This is a genomic window from Stygiolobus azoricus (assembly GCF_009729035.1).
Lineage (GTDB): Archaea > Thermoproteota > Thermoprotei_A > Sulfolobales > Sulfolobaceae > Stygiolobus > Stygiolobus azoricus.
Map to the genome: position 1 here is coordinate 1,732,850 of NZ_CP045483.1, position 16,158 is coordinate 1,749,007.

The 16,158-nt window shown below is 38.0% G+C and carries 19 protein-coding genes and 1 tRNA gene; 12 read left to right on the forward strand and 8 right to left on the reverse strand.

What is annotated here, in order from left to right; translation table 11 throughout:
• Positions 1 to 133 precede the first annotated feature (133 nt).
• Positions 134 to 280, forward strand: a complete 147-nt coding sequence (locus D1868_RS09475) for a putative integrase (protein WP_231112372.1) — start codon at positions 134 to 136, stop codon at positions 278 to 280.
• A gap of 54 nt (positions 281 to 334) precedes the next feature.
• On the opposite strand, the gene D1868_RS10950 is transcribed toward D1868_RS09475, so the two are convergent.
• Both D1868_RS10950 and D1868_RS09480 read right to left on the reverse strand, forming a co-directional pair.
• Positions 335 to 496, reverse strand: a complete 162-nt coding sequence (locus tag D1868_RS10950) for a hypothetical protein (RefSeq protein WP_196770239.1) — start codon at positions 494 to 496, stop codon at positions 335 to 337.
• Positions 497 to 575: 79 nt separating this feature from the next.
• Positions 576 to 651 (reverse strand) — tRNA-Pro (locus D1868_RS09480).
• A 554-nt stretch (positions 652 to 1,205) separates the two neighbouring features.
• On the opposite strand from D1868_RS09480, the gene sul7d reads away from it, so the two are divergent.
• Together sul7d and lysS are read left to right on the forward strand one after the other, a co-directional pair.
• Complete coding sequence (sul7d, locus tag D1868_RS09485) at positions 1,206 to 1,403, forward strand: Sul7d family chromatin protein (protein WP_156007647.1); 198 nt, start codon at positions 1,206 to 1,208, stop codon at positions 1,401 to 1,403.
• A gap of 132 nt (positions 1,404 to 1,535) precedes the next feature.
• Positions 1,536 to 3,017 (forward strand): lysine--tRNA ligase, encoded by a 1,482-nt coding sequence (gene lysS / locus D1868_RS09490; protein ID WP_156007648.1) that lies wholly within the window; start codon positions 1,536 to 1,538, stop codon positions 3,015 to 3,017.
• Here the strand turns inward: lysS and D1868_RS09495 are convergent.
• Positions 3,001 to 4,098, reverse strand: a complete 1,098-nt coding sequence (locus D1868_RS09495; RefSeq protein WP_156007649.1) for a site-2 protease family protein — start codon at positions 4,096 to 4,098, stop codon at positions 3,001 to 3,003. The two genes, lysS and D1868_RS09495, sit on opposite strands and share 17 nt — an antisense overlap.
• Before the next feature lie 34 nt (positions 4,099 to 4,132).
• Here D1868_RS09495 and D1868_RS09500 point away from each other — a divergent pair, with 34 nt between their 5' ends.
• Genes D1868_RS09500 through D1868_RS09510 form a run of 3 tightly spaced genes read left to right on the forward strand, consistent with a single transcriptional unit; the run spans position 4,133 to position 6,303 of the window.
• Positions 4,133 to 4,798: a nucleotidyltransferase domain-containing protein gene (locus D1868_RS09500; RefSeq protein WP_156007650.1), complete on the forward strand. Its 666-nt coding sequence runs from the start codon at positions 4,133 to 4,135 to the stop codon at positions 4,796 to 4,798.
• Positions 4,785 to 5,318, forward strand: a complete 534-nt coding sequence (locus D1868_RS09505; protein WP_156007651.1) for a DUF1122 family protein — start codon at positions 4,785 to 4,787, stop codon at positions 5,316 to 5,318. Before D1868_RS09500 ends, D1868_RS09505 begins: the two co-directional genes overlap by 14 nt.
• On the forward strand, positions 5,287 to 6,303 hold the full coding sequence (locus D1868_RS09510) for a radical SAM protein (protein WP_420824474.1): 1,017 nt from the start codon (positions 5,287 to 5,289) through the stop codon (positions 6,301 to 6,303). Before D1868_RS09505 ends, D1868_RS09510 begins: the two co-directional genes overlap by 32 nt.
• Here the strand turns inward: D1868_RS09510 and D1868_RS09515 are convergent.
• A complete protein-coding gene (locus D1868_RS09515) occupies positions 6,280 to 7,299 on the reverse strand; it encodes an mRNA surveillance protein pelota (RefSeq protein ID WP_156007652.1) in 1,020 nt (339 codons plus the stop codon). The two genes, D1868_RS09510 and D1868_RS09515, sit on opposite strands and share 24 nt — an antisense overlap.
• Before the next feature lie 24 nt (positions 7,300 to 7,323).
• Between D1868_RS09515 and D1868_RS09520 the strand changes: the two genes are divergently transcribed.
• Both D1868_RS09520 and D1868_RS09525 read left to right on the forward strand, forming a co-directional pair.
• On the forward strand, positions 7,324 to 7,785 hold the full coding sequence (locus D1868_RS09520; RefSeq protein ID WP_156007653.1) for a GNAT family N-acetyltransferase: 462 nt from the start codon (positions 7,324 to 7,326) through the stop codon (positions 7,783 to 7,785).
• Positions 7,786 to 7,825: 40 nt separating this feature from the next.
• Entirely contained in the window at positions 7,826 to 10,171 is a 2,346-nt protein-coding gene (locus D1868_RS09525; RefSeq protein ID WP_156007654.1) for a DNA-directed DNA polymerase, read from the forward strand.
• 8 nt (positions 10,172 to 10,179) lie between these two features.
• On the opposite strand, the gene dnaG is transcribed toward D1868_RS09525, so the two are convergent.
• From dnaG to D1868_RS09545, 4 genes are read right to left on the reverse strand one after another with little or no spacing between them, the layout of a single operon-like run.
• Positions 10,180 to 11,415 carry a DNA primase DnaG gene (gene dnaG, locus D1868_RS09530; RefSeq protein WP_156007655.1) on the reverse strand — a complete coding sequence of 412 codons (1,236 nt, stop codon included), beginning with the start codon at positions 11,413 to 11,415 and terminating at the stop codon, positions 10,180 to 10,182.
• A gap of 17 nt (positions 11,416 to 11,432) precedes the next feature.
• Positions 11,433 to 12,518, reverse strand: a complete 1,086-nt coding sequence (locus tag D1868_RS09535; protein WP_156007656.1) for a tyrosine--tRNA ligase — start codon at positions 12,516 to 12,518, stop codon at positions 11,433 to 11,435.
• 45 nt (positions 12,519 to 12,563) lie between these two features.
• On the reverse strand, positions 12,564 to 12,893 hold the full coding sequence (locus D1868_RS09540) for a hypothetical protein (RefSeq protein WP_156007657.1): 330 nt from the start codon (positions 12,891 to 12,893) through the stop codon (positions 12,564 to 12,566).
• Between the two features lie 44 nt (positions 12,894 to 12,937).
• Positions 12,938 to 13,342 (reverse strand): secondary thiamine-phosphate synthase enzyme YjbQ, encoded by a 405-nt coding sequence (locus D1868_RS09545; protein WP_156007658.1) that lies wholly within the window; start codon positions 13,340 to 13,342, stop codon positions 12,938 to 12,940.
• Between the two features lie 33 nt (positions 13,343 to 13,375).
• Here D1868_RS09545 and D1868_RS09550 point away from each other — a divergent pair, with 33 nt between their 5' ends.
• Genes D1868_RS09550 through D1868_RS09565 form a run of 4 tightly spaced genes read left to right on the forward strand, consistent with a single transcriptional unit; the run spans position 13,376 to position 16,144 of the window.
• A complete protein-coding gene (locus tag D1868_RS09550) occupies positions 13,376 to 14,650 on the forward strand; it encodes an AIR synthase-related protein (protein ID WP_156007659.1) in 1,275 nt (424 codons plus the stop codon).
• A 25-nt stretch (positions 14,651 to 14,675) separates the two neighbouring features.
• Complete coding sequence (locus D1868_RS09555) at positions 14,676 to 15,212, forward strand: 30S ribosomal protein S13 (protein WP_156007660.1); 537 nt, start codon at positions 14,676 to 14,678, stop codon at positions 15,210 to 15,212.
• Between the two features lie 10 nt (positions 15,213 to 15,222).
• A complete protein-coding gene (locus tag D1868_RS09560) occupies positions 15,223 to 15,762 on the forward strand; it encodes a 30S ribosomal protein S4 (RefSeq protein ID WP_156007661.1) in 540 nt (179 codons plus the stop codon).
• Positions 15,746 to 16,144, forward strand: a complete 399-nt coding sequence (locus D1868_RS09565; protein WP_156007662.1) for a 30S ribosomal protein S11 — start codon at positions 15,746 to 15,748, stop codon at positions 16,142 to 16,144. Before D1868_RS09560 ends, D1868_RS09565 begins: the two co-directional genes overlap by 17 nt.
• The last annotated feature ends 14 nt before the right edge of the window (positions 16,145 to 16,158 follow it).

Consider the following 16,158-nt stretch of genomic DNA (forward strand, 5'->3'; position numbering starts at 1 on the left):
CCATAGTGGGCCATACTACCTTAAGCTCATCTACAAGAATTTATCTATTTGTACAGATATTGTGTTTTTCCGAATGCACAGTCAGAGATTACATCAATTAAATTTCCGGAATGTAAGGACTAGAAATTCATTTTTGGCTAATAGGCTGGTTTTCTCAGCTGAGCAATACAAGATACGTCAAAGAGGTAAGAAGTATTATGTTTACAAGGCAGAGAAGGTTGATGGCAGTAACATAAAGGAAACTTACATTGGCCCCTTAGTTAAGACAATTGAATCTTAATTAGCGGGGAGGGGGGTTAGGGGAGTACCGTTTGTCCCTACACTCTCATTTCACTCATTTATGTTCACTCATGATCAAGTGTAGGGACTTAGCCCTCAACCACCTACCAAGTTGGTCATGGGTCTCCTTCGAGCCCAACGGCACGGGGCTCACATCTCCGTGTACGGGGCTTGGGGCATTGCCCCCATCGGGTTGATAAACCTCCTTAGTTCTCATCATCCTCTTCACGAAATTAGTCAATAAATGAATACAAAAAGACTTCTATTGTTATGAAAAAGGATTTAGCCCCTTAATGTGGGGGCGGCGGGATTTGAACCCGCGACCACCAGGGCCCAAGCCTGGCATCCTAGTCCAAGCTAGACTACGCCCCCATACTGTTGTTTTTATTAACGCGTTATTAGTTAAAAACGTTTCGCTCTAGCCTTCTCGGACTAATAATCACTTGACTCGTAATAGATGTAAAAACAAGATTTTTATCTCAAAGTTTTAGCATGTGGCTTAGATGGTGAAGTAAGTTAGTGGTGCGATTATTTAATATATGATGCAACAGCTCAATACGTGATTACGGCTTTATTAATTTGTTCAGGTTCACAGTATACTATAACGGAATTATTCTAAACGTTTATTTGGTTGATGTGATTTGGACTATTAGGAGGCTTAAGTCTTCAATCTCTAAACATTAAACCTGAAATGCTCTTTACATTAAACGATTGTTAATACTATAATAGTCCAAAAATTTCAATTAGGTCTTTGTTTCATCTCTAATTCAAGAATTAAATTAGACAAACCAATTATTACAAATGGCTCCAAATTAAAATTCATTCCCATATTTAGGGGAAAATTATTAAGAGAATATCATAAGTATGACTCAACTTAATACCGTAAGGTTTATTTATGATAGTATCGTAAGATACCATGATAAGATATGGCGAAGGTAAAGTTCAAGTATAAGGGAGAAGAGAAAGAAGTAGATACTTCAAAGATAAAGAAGGTTTGGAGAGTAGGAAAAATGATATCCTTCACTTATGACGACAATGGCAAGACTGGCAGGGGGGCTGTAAGCGAGAAAGACGCTCCCAAAGAGCTATTAGACATGTTAGCAAAGGCTGAGAAAGGAAAGTAAATATAGAGTAAGTATATATCAATGTTTTTACTTTTTTATGTTTTCTTGTTTTTTCCGTTACTCTCCTTTATATGATACGCTGAATTGAGCACTAGGCTTATTTCTGATGTATTTAGATTATAGTGATCACACTTGAAATGGGATGAACGAAGGATAGCCATCATAGAGGAGTTGAAGAAACAAGGGATAAATCCCTATCCACAAAAATATGAAATAACCCACACTATCCCTGAGATAAGAAAATTTGAAAGGAGTGATAAACCTACTGAACCCTTCATATTCGATATTTCTACTGCTGGTAGGGTGGCTAATGTAAGGCGTCACGGAAAGATATCTTTTGTAGACATATTTGATGAGGGTGAAAGGTTACAACTACAGCTCAGAGTGAATGACCTAGGAGAGAAATACGAGAACTTCTTTAAGATCGTAGATCGTGGGGATATAATAGGTGTAAGAGGAGACTTATTCTACACAATGAAGGGAGAGCTAACACTTAGAGTAAAAGATTACGCTATGTTGGCAAAGGCACTGATAGAGCCTCCGGATTGGACTAAGATGTCCCCAGAGTTCCGTTACGCCCACAGATATGTAGATTTTCTCTACAATGACTCAGCGAGAAAGGCTATGGAAATCCGTCATACTACTATAAGAACTATTAGAGAATTTTTGTACTCTAAAGGTTTCGTGGAAGTTGAGACCCCAATTTTGCAGCCAGTATACGGCGGAGCGTTAGCAAGGCCTTTTAAGAGTCATGTTAACTATCTCAATGAGGACTGGTATCTAAGAATATCATTAGAGCTTTACCTCAAGAGGTATATTGTTGGAGGTTTCGATAAGGTCTTTGAAATAGGTAAAGTCTTCAGAAATGAGGATATAGACGTTACTCACAACCCCGAGTTCACGTTGTTAGAACTCTACTGGGCTTATGCAGATTATAATGATATTATGAAGTTAACCGAACAAATGATCCAAGAGGTTGTCAGGAAGGTTAAAAGTAACGATCTTAAGCTAACGTATACGATTACAGGAAAGGAATATACAATAGAGTTTTCCCAGTTCAGGAAAGTACCCATGTTAGATGCGGTATCGGAAGCTTTGGGCAAGAACGTTGAGGAGATGACTGATGAACAATTAAAGGAGCTTATGAAGAAGTACGAACTGAGACCCAGAGGTGACACCTACGTTAGGGGACTTATGATAGAGAAATTATTCGATAAGTTAGTAGTTCCCAATTTGATTCAGCCTACGTTCGTAATAGATTATCCGATAGAGACTACGCCCCTTTGTAAGCCTCATAGATCAAAACCGGGACTTGTTGAGAGGTTCGAGCTTTTCATAGCTGGTATGGAGTTAGCTAACGCATACACCGAGCTTAATGACCCTATCCTACAAGACCAGTTGTTCAGACAAGAGCAGGAAATGTTTAAGAGAGGGGACGAAGAGGCTCACCCCTACGATAAGGACTTTATCAGGGCGCTAAGTTACGGGATGCCACCGACTGGTGGGCTTGGTATAGGTATAGATAGGCTCGTGATGCTGCTCACAAACAATATGAGTATCAAAGAAGTTATACCCTTCCCGATGTTGAGTGCTAAGCTTATTGAGGAGGACTGAGAGATAGTAGTATCGCTCCTATCAATACTACTAAGAGAAGTCCTTGAATAGTGTAGGACACGTTCTCATTTAATCCAACTTTTTTGACCAGCTCAGTGAATATTTTTCCTCCGTCAGTAATTATTAGAGGTGCACCGTTAAGTAGCGCCAAACTAAAGTTTATTGTGAACATCCAGTACGCAAAGTCTAATATAGCATAAAGTATAGGTGGGTAATAGTAAGTTAAGTAAACTCCTATTTTGTGGTCTGGGGTCGTATTCAGAGTTTTAGTTACCACGCTACCGTTTGGAAGTAGTAAAGTTATGTTAACATGTGTTAATTGGCTCAAATAGTAGTCGAACTGCTCAGGAGTATTTACCTTATGTCCGCCAACAGCTATTATTACTGAATTAACTGGTATTGATGCATTGTAAGCTGGGTAATGAGGTATTTCAGAAACTATTTGAAGTCCTTGGGAGATTAAAGGCGGTAGGTAAAACACAAAGGGAAAAACTATTCCAGCTAATATTAGGTTCACTGCTATCCCTGCTGAGATTACTTTCAGTCGTGCAGACATTGGAGAGCCCATGAATTCGTCTTCATCTGGCTCAACGAAAGCACCAGGGAAGAAAAGAATTAGTAAGACACCCCCTCCTTTCACTTTAATTTTATTTGATGTAGCAGATATTGCATGAGCAAGTTCGTGGAGAGTCACTGATATTCCGATGGCGAGCAATAACCAAGGTACTTGATTGATCCCTATAGTTACACCCGGGATAATTGGAGTTAATCTCGGTGCTTGAGATTGTGCTATCTGACTAGGTGATATGAAATAAGCGTTAATTAAATTCAGAAACACGTATACCACTAGTGATATTCCACCCACCATTGACATAAGTCCTAAAATAAGAGCTACTTTCTCGAAAATTTTGTAGTACCCTTTATTGGCAATATTTGGAAACCACTCACTTCTCGTTCCCTTTTTCCAGAGCAAAAGGAAAGGATATATTTGGAATCCGTGTCTTTCAAGTTTATTCTTAATTAGGTATAAAGCCAACCAAAATACTACTAGCCCTACGAAAAATAACTCGGTAGTGTTCATATTTTATAACTAATTCCAGCCACTATTAAATCAGATGGAAGTAGAATATAGTGAGAGGCATTGGAAGTTGTTAGCTGAAAAGAGAGATAGGGCTTTACGTATTCTCTCTACACTACGTATGTTGGGGCAAGAAGGTTTTGCATATGGTTCCGTTGCAAGAGGAGACGTTCATGAGGATAGTGATATAGACGTGGTGGTATTTTCGCCGGACATCTTGAAACTTGACTTGTTAAATGCTGATCACAAGTTCATTGTTCAAGCTACACCTTTTTCGACTCCGAAAGCTTATATTTCTTTAGACTCCGATGAAAAAGAGGTTATCTCTTTCCCGTTATCCAAAATGTCGAGAAAGGAAGTAGAGTTTTATTATTTTGGTGGGCTGGTTTCTACTCAAGATATAGAAAAAGGAATAAGAGTTCCTGGAGTAAACAAGAAGTTAATGATAATTATCCCTACGGAAAGAGGTCACATGGAAATACCTCTCAGAGGTAACGAGGATTATGCAGCAAAAGTTTTGAAGAACGTATCTTACGACACAATTTTAGAACGTGAAAGACTATTGACTAAAAGAGAAGATAGGGGTCACTCAGGTGTATTTCTTAAATACGAATTGGACAGAGAGGAGAGTTTTGAGAACGCTATCAGGAATTTATATAAGGCTAACAAATATTTCCGTAGAGCTCTTGATGTTAAGAGGTAGGGTAGGAAATCGACTCGAGATAGAAAGTAAAGACGTTAGACCTACGCACATTAAGGAATTAAAAACATTTCTAGTGTTTATTAACGGGAAATTGTTAGGTAAAGCTTACTACTTTTCTGGAAGGGGTTATTACACTCCTTGGCTAGAGATAGATTATGATCCATGGTTGAGAGATGAAGGACTAGAAGACGAATTTTTCTCCTTTGTGTATCATTTCTTACCACCTGGTGGGAAGTTTTTCGTGACCTATTTGAAAGACCCAGAAACCAGGAAGATGCTAATTCAAGGATACAATCCTGCAGATACCCCACTGGGTTTTTCCCTAATTAAAGCGGGGTTTACTTGGTTTAAGGACTGGTATTTTCCCGAAGGCGGTAACGAAGGGATTCCTAAATTACAGGCTAATAAGGCTTACAATGAAGAGGACGAAATGAGGGAGTTAAAGGAGCTATTAGGTGAAGTTAAAAGGGAGGATGTAAGGAAATATATTGAAGAGAGAATTGCTAAAGGGAAATCCTGACATAGGTGTTTATACTGCATTACCCAAAGGTTGCGAATTATGTAGGTTAGGGGGTAAGCTCGTAGTTTATATAACCGGAGAGTGTGGAGATAGCTGCTATTATTGTCCTGTAAGTAAAGAAAGGTTCGGTAAAGATGTAATGTATGCTAATGAGGCGAAGGTAGAGACACTACGTGATTTCCTATATGAAGCTTACAGAATGAACGCCTTAGGGGCTGGGATCACTGGTGGAGATCCAATATTAGCACTCAACCGAGTTGTAAGATTGATCAGAATGTTAAAAGATGAGTTTTCTTCAGACTTTCACGTTCATCTTTACACTAGTGGTAGGTATGTAACTTACGACGTTTTAAGAGAGTTACAAGCTGTAGGTTTAGATGAGATAAGATTTCACCCAGTTAAAGATGAGTACTTTAAAGCTATTGAGAAGGCTCTTAACTTCAATTTTGACGTGGGAATAGAAATTCCCTCAATACCTCATGAAAAAGATTATCTCGAAAAAGTCATTAAGTGGGGTATTGAGAAGGGAGTCAAATTTATCAATATAAATGAATTGGAGCTTACGGAGAGGAATTTCCAACCCCTTAACGTTCAAGGGTATAAGGTTAACCACGGTCTTACGGGGGTAAAGGAGAGCGCTGAAGTAGCGTTATCACTACTCAGAAAATATGAGACGTGTAATTTAGCATTACATTACTGTAGTTCAGTCTATAAAGACGTGGTTGAGACTAGAACTAGATTTTTGCGGATAATCAAGTATTCCTCCAAACCTTACGAGCAGGGGACTCCTGAGGGAACAGTAGTAAGGGCTATTGTCAGGAGTAATATGGACTTGTCGGATTACGGAGAGAAGATAGGCGAGGGTGTATGGGCTATTTCACCTGAGTTCTCTAACCTTTTTTCGGAGGTATTATTAGTAGAAGAACACCCAGACCAGAGGAGATTAAGAATATCAGAAAAGTTAGTTTATCCTAAATCTGAGTAGTGCAACTATTCCAGTAAGGTTTTTCACTTGATAATAAATAGTTGAATCCTTTGGTACGATCATTACTCTTCCTTTTTTCCTTTCGACATCTTCCAATACTGGTTCTATTTCTTCTCTCGTATCAGCTGATAGGTAATCTTCGATTACAAGCAACGTGTCCACTGCACCATACTCTACAGCTTTTTTAACATCGTCCTTCCCATAAGCTATAAGGCCAGTGTCTTTCGACAGATTTTCCATGATCTTTTCCATAACTTTTACCTCTTCTGCTAGTTCGTAATCTCTGTAGACTTGGTTAATAACATCTCTTCTCAGGATCTCATTCAAGCCGTTTCTGGTGGCTGAAGATACGCTATCCATATAGACCTTTACGTTTTGTAAATGTTTTGCAACTATTTCCTTAAAAGGACCAGGACCGGCTAATATCACTACGTTAGTAAAGAGAGTGTTTAGGTAGCTCTTTATCTCTTCAGCGACTTCTTTAGCGTTCTCTTCTATTATTCCTTCATTCTCTTTGTTAGGAGATGGTAAACTTCTCTCTTGTAATATTCTAACCCCTTGAGCCATCGGTATTGCTATTAAATACTCGTCGAAGTCTACTAATGCAATAAGTAATTTCCCTTTTTTCTCAGCTTGTCTCTTTATTTTTTCTAATGAGAACTCAGACCACTTTTCCTTTATTATCATTATTTCGTCTCCTAGATCTAGGTTAATAGTGTGATGAGCCCCCTTTATTCCGAACTTCTCTGGTGCATCTAGGATTATTCCATGTATTCTGAGCCTTGACGTATATTGTTGAAATTCAGTATGATCTACTTGAAGTTCTACTGTCATGGGTATTCTCCTACTCTCCTTTCCTATGCTTACGTCTCTTGTAGTTCTTGCTATTACTATATCTCCTTTTTCAAGAATCAAGTGTAATATCCATAAGTCGTCCTCGTCTTCCACGTGTAATTTTATTAGGTTTTTCTTTTCGTCAATTTCTAAAATCCTCATTGCTAAATAAATTAGTGTGGAAGTTTGGTAATTATAACTAATGCGAACGAAGACGATCTTAACGAGATCTACGCAATAGAACTTGAGAGTTTTGAGAATCCTTATCCTTACTCTTTACTAAGGGCTTATTATTTTTTAGCAGGCGACTTATTCTTAGTTGCAAAGGACGAGAAAGGTAAGGTATTGGGATATTCTTTAGGCGTGATTCAATACGGTTACAGAGGTCATGTGGTATCTATTGCAGTAAAAAAGACGGAAAGGAAAAGAGGGGTGGGCTCTATGCTTTTAATGCAACTAGAGTCGAAGTTTAGATTAAAAGGTTGCTCTCACTCGTATCTTGAAGTTAATTACAGAAATAGAGCTGGAATCTCTTTCTATAATAAACTTGGATATAAAGTGGTAAAATTACAATTAAATTACTATGGTAGAAATCAACATGCATTTATTATGGTTAAAGATTTGCTAGATAGAATTGGATTTGAGTGATTGATTGCCTTTATAATACATGAGAAGTGGTATATAATTTATGATTAAAGACTTTTTCATACTTGATTTTTCATATGACGTAATTGACAATATACCAGTCATCTTTATCTGGGCAATTGACACTGAAGGACAAAGGATTGTTCTTCTAGAGAAAAGTTTTAGACCGTATTTCTATGTTGTTGTTGATGAAAAAGAAGTAGAGTATATTATAGAGGAAATAAAAAAGCTTAGTAAGTCTGGGTCTCCAATAACTAATATAATTCCGATCAAAGGAAAGAAATTATTTGGGCAACCCGTTACTGTATTAAGAATAGAAACACTGATACCCGCTTACGTTAGAATATATAGGGATGAAGTTCTTAAAGTTAAAGGAGTAAAGCAAGTGTTAGAGGCTGATATAAGGTTTTACATGAGGTACTCAATAGATAAGTACATAAAGCCATTCCATTGGATTAAAGCTGAGGTAGAGGAGGTAGAAAATATTAACTTCAGGGTTAATAAGGTCTATGAGATCAAGAACATAAAAGAACAGTACGTAGGTTCCATACCGAAGCTTAGAAAGCTTTCTTTTAGCATTCAAGTGTATTCTAAACAAGGCTCTCCTAATCCTAGAAAAGACCCTATAGTAGTAATTGCAGTTAAAACCGACGATAGTGCGAAGCAGTTCGTGGCTTCCGATTCTGACGATAAACAAATAATTAAGGAGTTTGTTGCTTTCTTTCAGGAGTATGATCCTGACATTGTTTATGGCTTTAACACTAACTCGTTTGATTTGCAGTATCTTTTGGAGAGGGCTCATTCTAAGGGCTTAAAGCTAGATATTGGTAGAAGAGTTAATGGGGAACCCTCACAAGGTGTTTACGGGCACTATTCGATGACTGGAAGATTAAACGTTGACTTAGCTGGCTTCGTGAACTCTGTATCAGAGGTAAAAATCAAGACGCTGGAGAACATATGTGATTACTTGGGGATTGTCAAAAAAGAAGATAGAGTTAACTTAGAGTGGTATGAGATACCTAAGATGTGGGAAGATAAGGATAAGAAAAACAAGGTGATTCAATATGTAGCGGATAATGCAAGGTCTGTATATCTTCTTGGCGAATCCTTCCTACCTTTTGCAATAGAGTTAACGAGGATCACTGGACTCCCACTAGACCAGCTATCTATGGCGAGTGTAGGTTACAGAGTGGAGTGGCTATTAATGAGAGAGTCGAATAAGTACAACGAGCTTATACCTAATAAGGAAGAGAGAACTGGCGAAAGTTATGAAGGGGGGTTAGTTATATCACCTATTCAAGGAATTCATGAAAATGTAATAGTCCTCGACTTTTCATCAATGTATCCCTCTATAATGATCAAATATAACGTAGGCCCCGACACGTTAGTTAAAGGTGAATGTAATGATTGTTGGGTCTCGCCCATAGGTCATAAATTTAGAAAGGAACCACCTGGTCTATACAAATTCGTATTGGAGAATTTGGTAAAGGAGAGGAGGGAGATTAAATCTAAGTTGAAAGAAACGAAGGACGAATATGAAAAACGATTGTTGGATGAAAGACAAAAGGCGTTGAAAGTTATGGCAAATGCTTTTTACGGCTATATGGGATGGATCAACGCAAGATGGTACAGTAGAGAAGGTGCTGAGGCTGTAACGGCATGGGGGAGGAGTATAATAAGTGATGCTGCTAAGATCGCTACGGAGCATGGGTTCAAAGTGATTTACGGTGATACGGACTCTATATTCATAAAAGGAAACGGGGATATAAATAAGCTCCAAGAAATAATCTCTCAGAAGTTTGGTATAGAAATTAAGATGGATAAAGTATACAAAAGGGTACTCTTTACAGAGAGTAAAAAGAGATATGCAGGAATAACAGAAGACGGAAGGATTGACATTGTAGGATTTGAAGCTATCAGAGGAGATTGGTGTGAGTTGGCTAGAGAAGTGCAAAGGAATGTAATAGAAATCATACTCAGGACGGGGAAGGTTGATGACGCTGTTAGATACGTGCGGAAGACTATTCTTTCCCTAAGACGTGGAGAGTTCAAGATAGAAGATCTCATAATTTGGAAGGGCTTGGATAAAGATGTTAATGAGTACGCAATTACAGCTCCTCACGTAGTTGCAGCAAAGAAGGCAATTAAAGCAGGATACTTGGTGACTAAGGGAAGTAAGATAGGTTACGTAATTGTTAAAGGTACTAATAAACTTTCGGAAAGGGCTGAACCTTATTTCCTTGTGAAGGATAACTCTAGAATTGATATTTCGTACTACGTAGATAATCAAATAATTCCATCAGCTATGCACGTGTTAAAAGTATTTGGTGTAAAAGAAGATTCTCTTAAAAGTGGTGGTACGGACATACTAAGCTTCTTTAAAAAATAGAAAGTGTCTTAGGATATAACATCAGAGATACTCAGCAATTCAAGGTTTTTAGGTCTCTTTGAAATACCTCCTATTCTAGCTCCTATCAGCATACTTATATTTTTGGAGGAAGCTAAGTCTACCAATCTTTGTGTTATTACCCCATCAAACACGATATATTTGATCCTGTTATCGTTTGTATTCTCCAGCTTTTGGACTATATCTCTAACCTGGATTTTTTCTATTATGTTCCAGTTCTCATCATAAAGTATACCTTCTAACGTCCCAGGCAGTTTCTTTATTTCTTCAACTACATTAGGCGGAATGTTTATGGTTATTTGTTGTTGTCCTGACTTTTGAATCTGTTCCTCTTTAATACTTACGTTAGTTACAGACACTTGTTTAGTCTCTGGAGCTATCGCCTCTCTTATGGCTTGCTGAGCCTCTTGTTGCTTCTTTAAGTATTGAGATACTGTCATCATGTTAGACAATGCTTTAGCTATCTCCTTTCCAGTTAGTTCTTCAACTTCTTTTCCTGCTGGAGCCCTAGCGACATAATCAAGTTTTATGTTGCTCATCAGTAATTGCTTAAGTATTAAGTCTCCTCCGTGATCACCGTCTAAGAAAGCTATTACTGTTTTCTTTTGTTTTGCTAGGTCTATTACGCTTTGAGGGATCTTACCAGTAGCTCCTTCAATTGCAATGGTATTTCTATACCCGTATTTGAGTAAATTTATTACATCGGCTCTTCCTTCAACTATTATGAGTTCTGGATCCTTTTCTATATCTGGGCCTGCGGGCAATTTTTCGGGACCATATTCTATTATTTCTCCGGTCTTTACGGCTGAAGATATTTCATAAATAACTTCTCTTATGTCAAGTGTTCTTATCTTAGACCAATTAGATAAAATTTCCTTTGCTCTGTCAATTATTCTCTTTATCTTTTCCTCTCTTATATCTTGAATTTCTACTAACTGGAATTTTGCATTATAGGGTCCCACTTTATCTACGTTTTCGACCATAGCGGCTATTAATGCAGTTTCAATTCGATCTAAGTTAGAAGGAATTATTATTATTCCTTCGCTTCTACCTTTAGTAGTATTTATCTCAACTGATATTCTACCTAATCTACCTTTATCTTGTAATTCTCTTAAGTCGAAGTCCTCTCCAAATAAATTCTCTGTTTGTCCGAAAACTGCTCCTATAACATCAGGCTTATCTACAATACCCTCTACTTCAAATTTAAGGACTATGTTATATTTCATTTTTCCACACCTTCTATTTATCTACTTACACTCTTTTCAAGATCTGAGATAAGGGATTCGTATTTGGTCTTCGAATAGAGTCTTTTTCTAATTGGATCTAGGATCTCATTTAGTCTTCTCGCTGTTGCAAGCTTTAAGTCTAATGGATGTAATTTGCCTTCAGCGAAAGTTCTTTCTAGTTCTTCATAAGTCTTAAACTCTATATCTCCTCCATACTTTACATCCCTTTCCACTTTCAGGGTAGCTCCCTTGTTCGCAAATATAATGTACTTATTAATTTGTAGAACTGGATTATCTTCTATAACTCCTTTTGGACAATACGCGCTTCTCAGTTTAGCTTCCACTAGTTCGGGTGGGTCATGAACGAAAATCGCAGTTTCTGGTTTGGACTTGCTCATCTTTATAGAAGCTAAATAGTCATCTTCATCCATCCCTTGAACGTTCATTCTTTGACCTCCTTGAAGTCCTACTAATAAAGGAGTGTGAATCGCTACTATCTTCTTCTTGCCCAATTTATCAGCTACATCTCTGGCAAGCATGTGAGCCTTTCTCTGGTCAGTTCCTCCTAGGGCTATATCTAGGTCTTGGTAGAAAATATCAGAAACTTGCATAGCTGGATAAATTAATTTTGAAGTATCAAGCTCAGCTTCTTCGGCTTTTCTTCCCATTATTGTAAGAGCTCTCTTCATCCTCGCAAGGCTAGTACTCTTAGCTACTTTAATTACTAGAGCCCAGTAATTCGGGTCTTTCACGAATTCATCAGCATAAACAACTTTTACTTTACTCATGTCTACTCCATAAGAGCTTAACACCTCTATTGTGTATTCTCCGGCTAAGCGAATTTTCTCTAAATCTCCTCCTAGCTTGTCATTTATCCATGCGTGCCACGTGGCAACTAATATTGACATATCAATGCCTGCCTCGATTAAGTCCTTAACCTTCTGTGCCCATATTAGCCAACCTATGTGGAATAGCCCACTAGGTTCAAAGCCAATATATCCCTTTAATCTATTTCCTTCTTCCAGTTTTTTCTTTAATTCTTCTAGTGTTACTATTTCTTCCGTATTTCTCTTTATTAGATTCAGCTTTTCGTCTACGTTCAAAGTAAGCATCCCCAAAATAAAGAGACTAAAATAAAATAAAAAATCCTATTCTTCAGTGAGTTGCTTAAGGAATAGAACGACAGGATGAGTCTTGCCCAATTTTTCAACTAAATCGTTGATTATGAAATTAAGATCTATGTCGTTTTCTATCACTTTTTCGATAAGAGCCTCTGTAAACTTATAATAATTAAAGAATTCCCTTTCATTAACCGATTCTTCTCCCTCATCAAAAAGCCTGAAGCTGTCTATTGCTTTCTCGCTTTCTTTTATCTTTCTCATCAGGGAGGTAAGATATTCGTCCACAACTTTTTCGATACATAAAGAAGTAGTACATAATTCGACTTTATCGATTATCGATAAGGGCGATGGTGGCATAACTGGAGCCCGAATAATATTGTAAAAATCAACTAAAAAAGCTATTATTCTCCCATCACTTTAACAAGAACTGTTCGAGTTCTTGGCCCATCGAACTCTAATAAGATTATTCTTTGCCAAGTTCCAAGATCCAACGTTCCTCCAGTAATTGGTACTACTCTTGAATTTCCGATTATAGAAGATACCACGTGAGCATGTCCGTTATTATCAATTATATTATGCCTGAATTCCCCCTCTGGGGGAACTAACTTTTTAGCCCATTCTATGTAATCACTCATTAATCCCCTCTCGGCTTCATTAATAGTTATTGCACAAGTTGTATGTTTTACTATAACATAGGCTATACCTTCATTCACACCTTTTATACTCTCTTGAACTAGGTCTGTTATATCTATACTTTCAAAACGACTCTTGGTCTTTACTTGAAACTCCTTTGAAAGTATTTTCATATGCTTAATATTGCAATTCCTTTTTTATATTATATGGACTTAGAAGGTATCGCTAGGAGATTATATCCTAATATAGAAGAGATAAGGAAAAAAATTATAGAGGAAGTTGAGTTCTACAAAGGGAAAGATTATCAACTCAAAGAACAGTTAACAGATGCTTTAATAGAAGAAGTTAAAAAGTCTATAATTGCATCAAAAATAGAACCACTCCTTTCCTACCCGGTAACCGGTCTCAAGGCTGGTGAGGCGGGATTAGGCTCTAGGGGGAAAGGCGACCATATAATTCATGAAAAGATCCTGAGTTTAAGTGGCTTAAATAAATTCGAAGATGCTAGAGTTAACAAGAATGTAGTAGTCTCGATTGACGGAATACATTCCCGATTAGCATACTTTCCCTTTTTAGCAGGTTTTCACGCTACAAGAGCAGCATTAAGGGACGTTATGGTAAAAGGTGCAGAACCGATAGGAGTTCTGGTTGATATACATTTGTCTGACGACAGTGATTTAGGAATGCTATTGGATTTTGAGGCTGGAGTAATGACCGTTACGGAGTTTTTAGGTATTCCTATTCTTGCGGGTAGTACGTTAAGGATAGGAGGGGATTTAGTTATAGGGGAAAGGATCAGTGGAGGTATAGGAGCCGTGGGTTTATTGAAGAGGGTCTTCTTTAGCAGGGATAAGATCGAAGAGGGCGACTATATAGTTATGACCGAGGGAAATGGAGGAGGTACTATAACTACTACTGCAATTTATAATGGTTTTTATGATGTAGTGAAGGAGACCTTATCTCTCGTAGATTTAGTTACATGTAGAGTAATTAGTGAAGAATCTATCGTCAACAAGGTTCACAGTGCTACTGACATTACTAATGGCGGAATACGTGCCACGGCTTACGAGTTGCCTGAAAACTTTGGTATTGAACTTGAAAAAGAGGTTTTTATCTCGCTTATAAACCCTAAAGTTTACGAGATGCTAAACTCTTTGGGAATAGATCCTTTGGGTTTATCCATAGATTCTATTGCGATTTTCACTAAAGAGCCTGAGGTGATACTGAAAAAACTTGCTGAGTCTGGTATAAGAGCTGGTATAATTGGCCGAATAGTGAGGGCAGATAAGGGTAAGCTTGTCGACGAAAGGGGAAACCGATTAGAAATGGGATTTAGAGAGTCCCCTTACACTCCGATTAAAAAAATTATAGGAAATAAGACAAGTTATAGCGAGGAATTAATTAGACAAAGGTTAAACGAGGCGTTAAAACTCGTAAAGGAGAAGAAAGAAAATGTATTGAAAACTTTAAAAGCAAGTTAGTAATTAGGTGTATAAGCTGATATTAATGTCGGAACAACAGCAGTTTAAATATATAGTTAGGCTTTTCGGGCAAGACGTAGATGGTACTATGAAGGTTCCTTATGCTCTTGCAATGGTTAAAGGGATAGGTTATAACACTGCAAGAGCTATTGCTAGTAAATTAGGTCTTGACAAGGACAGAAGATTAGGAGAACTTTCTGATGAGGATATAAAGAAGATCGAGAATTATTTGACTGATAAGAAAATCCCTGAGTTACCTACATGGCTGTATAATAGAAGGAAGGATTACGAAGAAGGTGTAGACTTACACTTAGTAACTTCTGATTTAATATTTTACGTCAGGAACGATATAGAGAGGGAGAAAAAGATTAGAAGTTGGAGAGGAGTAAGGCATTCTTTAGGACTTAAGGTTAGAGGGCAGAGAACAAGGACTACGGGTAGGACTGGAACTACCGTAGGTGTGAGAAGGTCAAAGGCTGCTCAGGCTCAGGCTCAAGCTCAACCTAAACCACAATCTTCCGGCGGTGGAGGTTCTTCTGGTGGTGGACAAGCTAAGAAGTGAGGTGGAATAGATGGGAGATCCAAGAAAGAGTAGAAGGAAGTGGGCAGGCCCGGGTCATCCTTGGATAAAGGTAAATCTAGACAGAGAACAAGTTTTAATAGGTAAGTACGGTCTAAGAAACAAGCGAGAGTTATGGTTAGCACAGACGATAATAAGAAACTTTAGGCATCAGGCGAGGTCTTTATTGGGTTTACCTCCAGCTGAAAGAGCTGTAAGAGAGAAACAGTTAATTGCAAAGTTATACAGAATGGGAATATTAGATAAAGAAAATGCAACAGTTGATGACGTATTGAGCTTAACAGAAGAGAGCTATCTGGAAAGAAGATTACAGACAATAGTTTACAGAAAAGGTTTAGCTAGGACAATATATCAAGCTAGACAGCTTATAGTTCACGGTCATATAGCACTAGGTGGCAAGAGAGTTACGTCTCCCGGTTACATAGTTCAAAGAGGTGAAGAGGATATGATAGATTACTATCCTACTTCACCGTTTAAACAACATCCACCAACACAAACTTCTGGAGGTGAGGTAAATGTCCAGCAGGCGTGAAATTAGGTGGGGTCAAGCAAGGATTTATGCGTCACAAAACAACACAATAATAACGATAACCGACCTTACTGGGGCGGAGATAATATCTAAAGCGTCTGGTGGCACTGTAGTAAAGGCTGATAGAGAAAAACCATCACCTTATGCAGCTATGTTAGCTGCCAACAAGGCGGCAAATGATGCGTTCGAAAAGGGAATTTCTGCAATTCACATAAAAGTAAGGGCGCCAGGTGGTTATGGCTCTAAAACACCTGGACCTGGAGCACAACCAGCTATAAGAGCGTTAGCTAGGGCTGGATTCATAATAGGAAGAATAGAAGATGTAACGCCTTTACCCCACGATACTATAAGGAGACCAGGCGGAAGGAGAGGAAGAAGAGTATAAAAAGGAGTACGAGT

What these genes read in the sequence shown, in the direction of transcription:
- D1868_RS09550 (WP_156007659.1), top strand. Translation starts at nt 13,376, where the DNA reads ATGGACTTAGAAGGTATCGCTAGGAGATTATATCCTAATATAGAAGAG.
- D1868_RS10950 (WP_196770239.1), bottom strand. Translation starts at nt 496, where the DNA reads ATGAGAACTAAGGAGGTTTATCAACCCGATGGGGGCAATGCCCCAAGC.
- D1868_RS09565 (WP_156007662.1), top strand. Translation starts at nt 15,746, where the DNA reads ATGTCCAGCAGGCGTGAAATTAGGTGGGGTCAAGCAAGGATTTATGCG.
- D1868_RS09515 (WP_156007652.1), bottom strand. Translation starts at nt 7,299, where the DNA reads ATGAGGATTTTAGAAATTGACGAAAAGAAAAACCTAATAAAATTACAC.
- D1868_RS09545 (WP_156007658.1), bottom strand. Translation starts at nt 13,342, where the DNA reads ATGAAAATACTTTCAAAGGAGTTTCAAGTAAAGACCAAGAGTCGTTTT.
- D1868_RS09495 (WP_156007649.1), bottom strand. Translation starts at nt 4,098, where the DNA reads ATGAACACTACCGAGTTATTTTTCGTAGGGCTAGTAGTATTTTGGTTG.
- dnaG (WP_156007655.1), bottom strand. Translation starts at nt 11,415, where the DNA reads ATGAAATATAACATAGTCCTTAAATTTGAAGTAGAGGGTATTGTAGAT.
- D1868_RS09505 (WP_156007651.1), top strand. Translation starts at nt 4,785, where the DNA reads ATGTTAAGAGGTAGGGTAGGAAATCGACTCGAGATAGAAAGTAAAGAC.
- D1868_RS09500 (WP_156007650.1), top strand. Translation starts at nt 4,133, where the DNA reads ATGGAAGTAGAATATAGTGAGAGGCATTGGAAGTTGTTAGCTGAAAAG.
- D1868_RS09560 (WP_156007661.1), top strand. Translation starts at nt 15,223, where the DNA reads ATGGGAGATCCAAGAAAGAGTAGAAGGAAGTGGGCAGGCCCGGGTCAT.
- D1868_RS09540 (WP_156007657.1), bottom strand. Translation starts at nt 12,893, where the DNA reads ATGCCACCATCGCCCTTATCGATAATCGATAAAGTCGAATTATGTACT.
- D1868_RS09525 (WP_156007654.1), top strand. Translation starts at nt 7,826, where the DNA reads ATGATTAAAGACTTTTTCATACTTGATTTTTCATATGACGTAATTGAC.
- D1868_RS09555 (WP_156007660.1), top strand. Translation starts at nt 14,676, where the DNA reads ATGTCGGAACAACAGCAGTTTAAATATATAGTTAGGCTTTTCGGGCAA.
- sul7d (WP_156007647.1), top strand. Translation starts at nt 1,206, where the DNA reads ATGGCGAAGGTAAAGTTCAAGTATAAGGGAGAAGAGAAAGAAGTAGAT.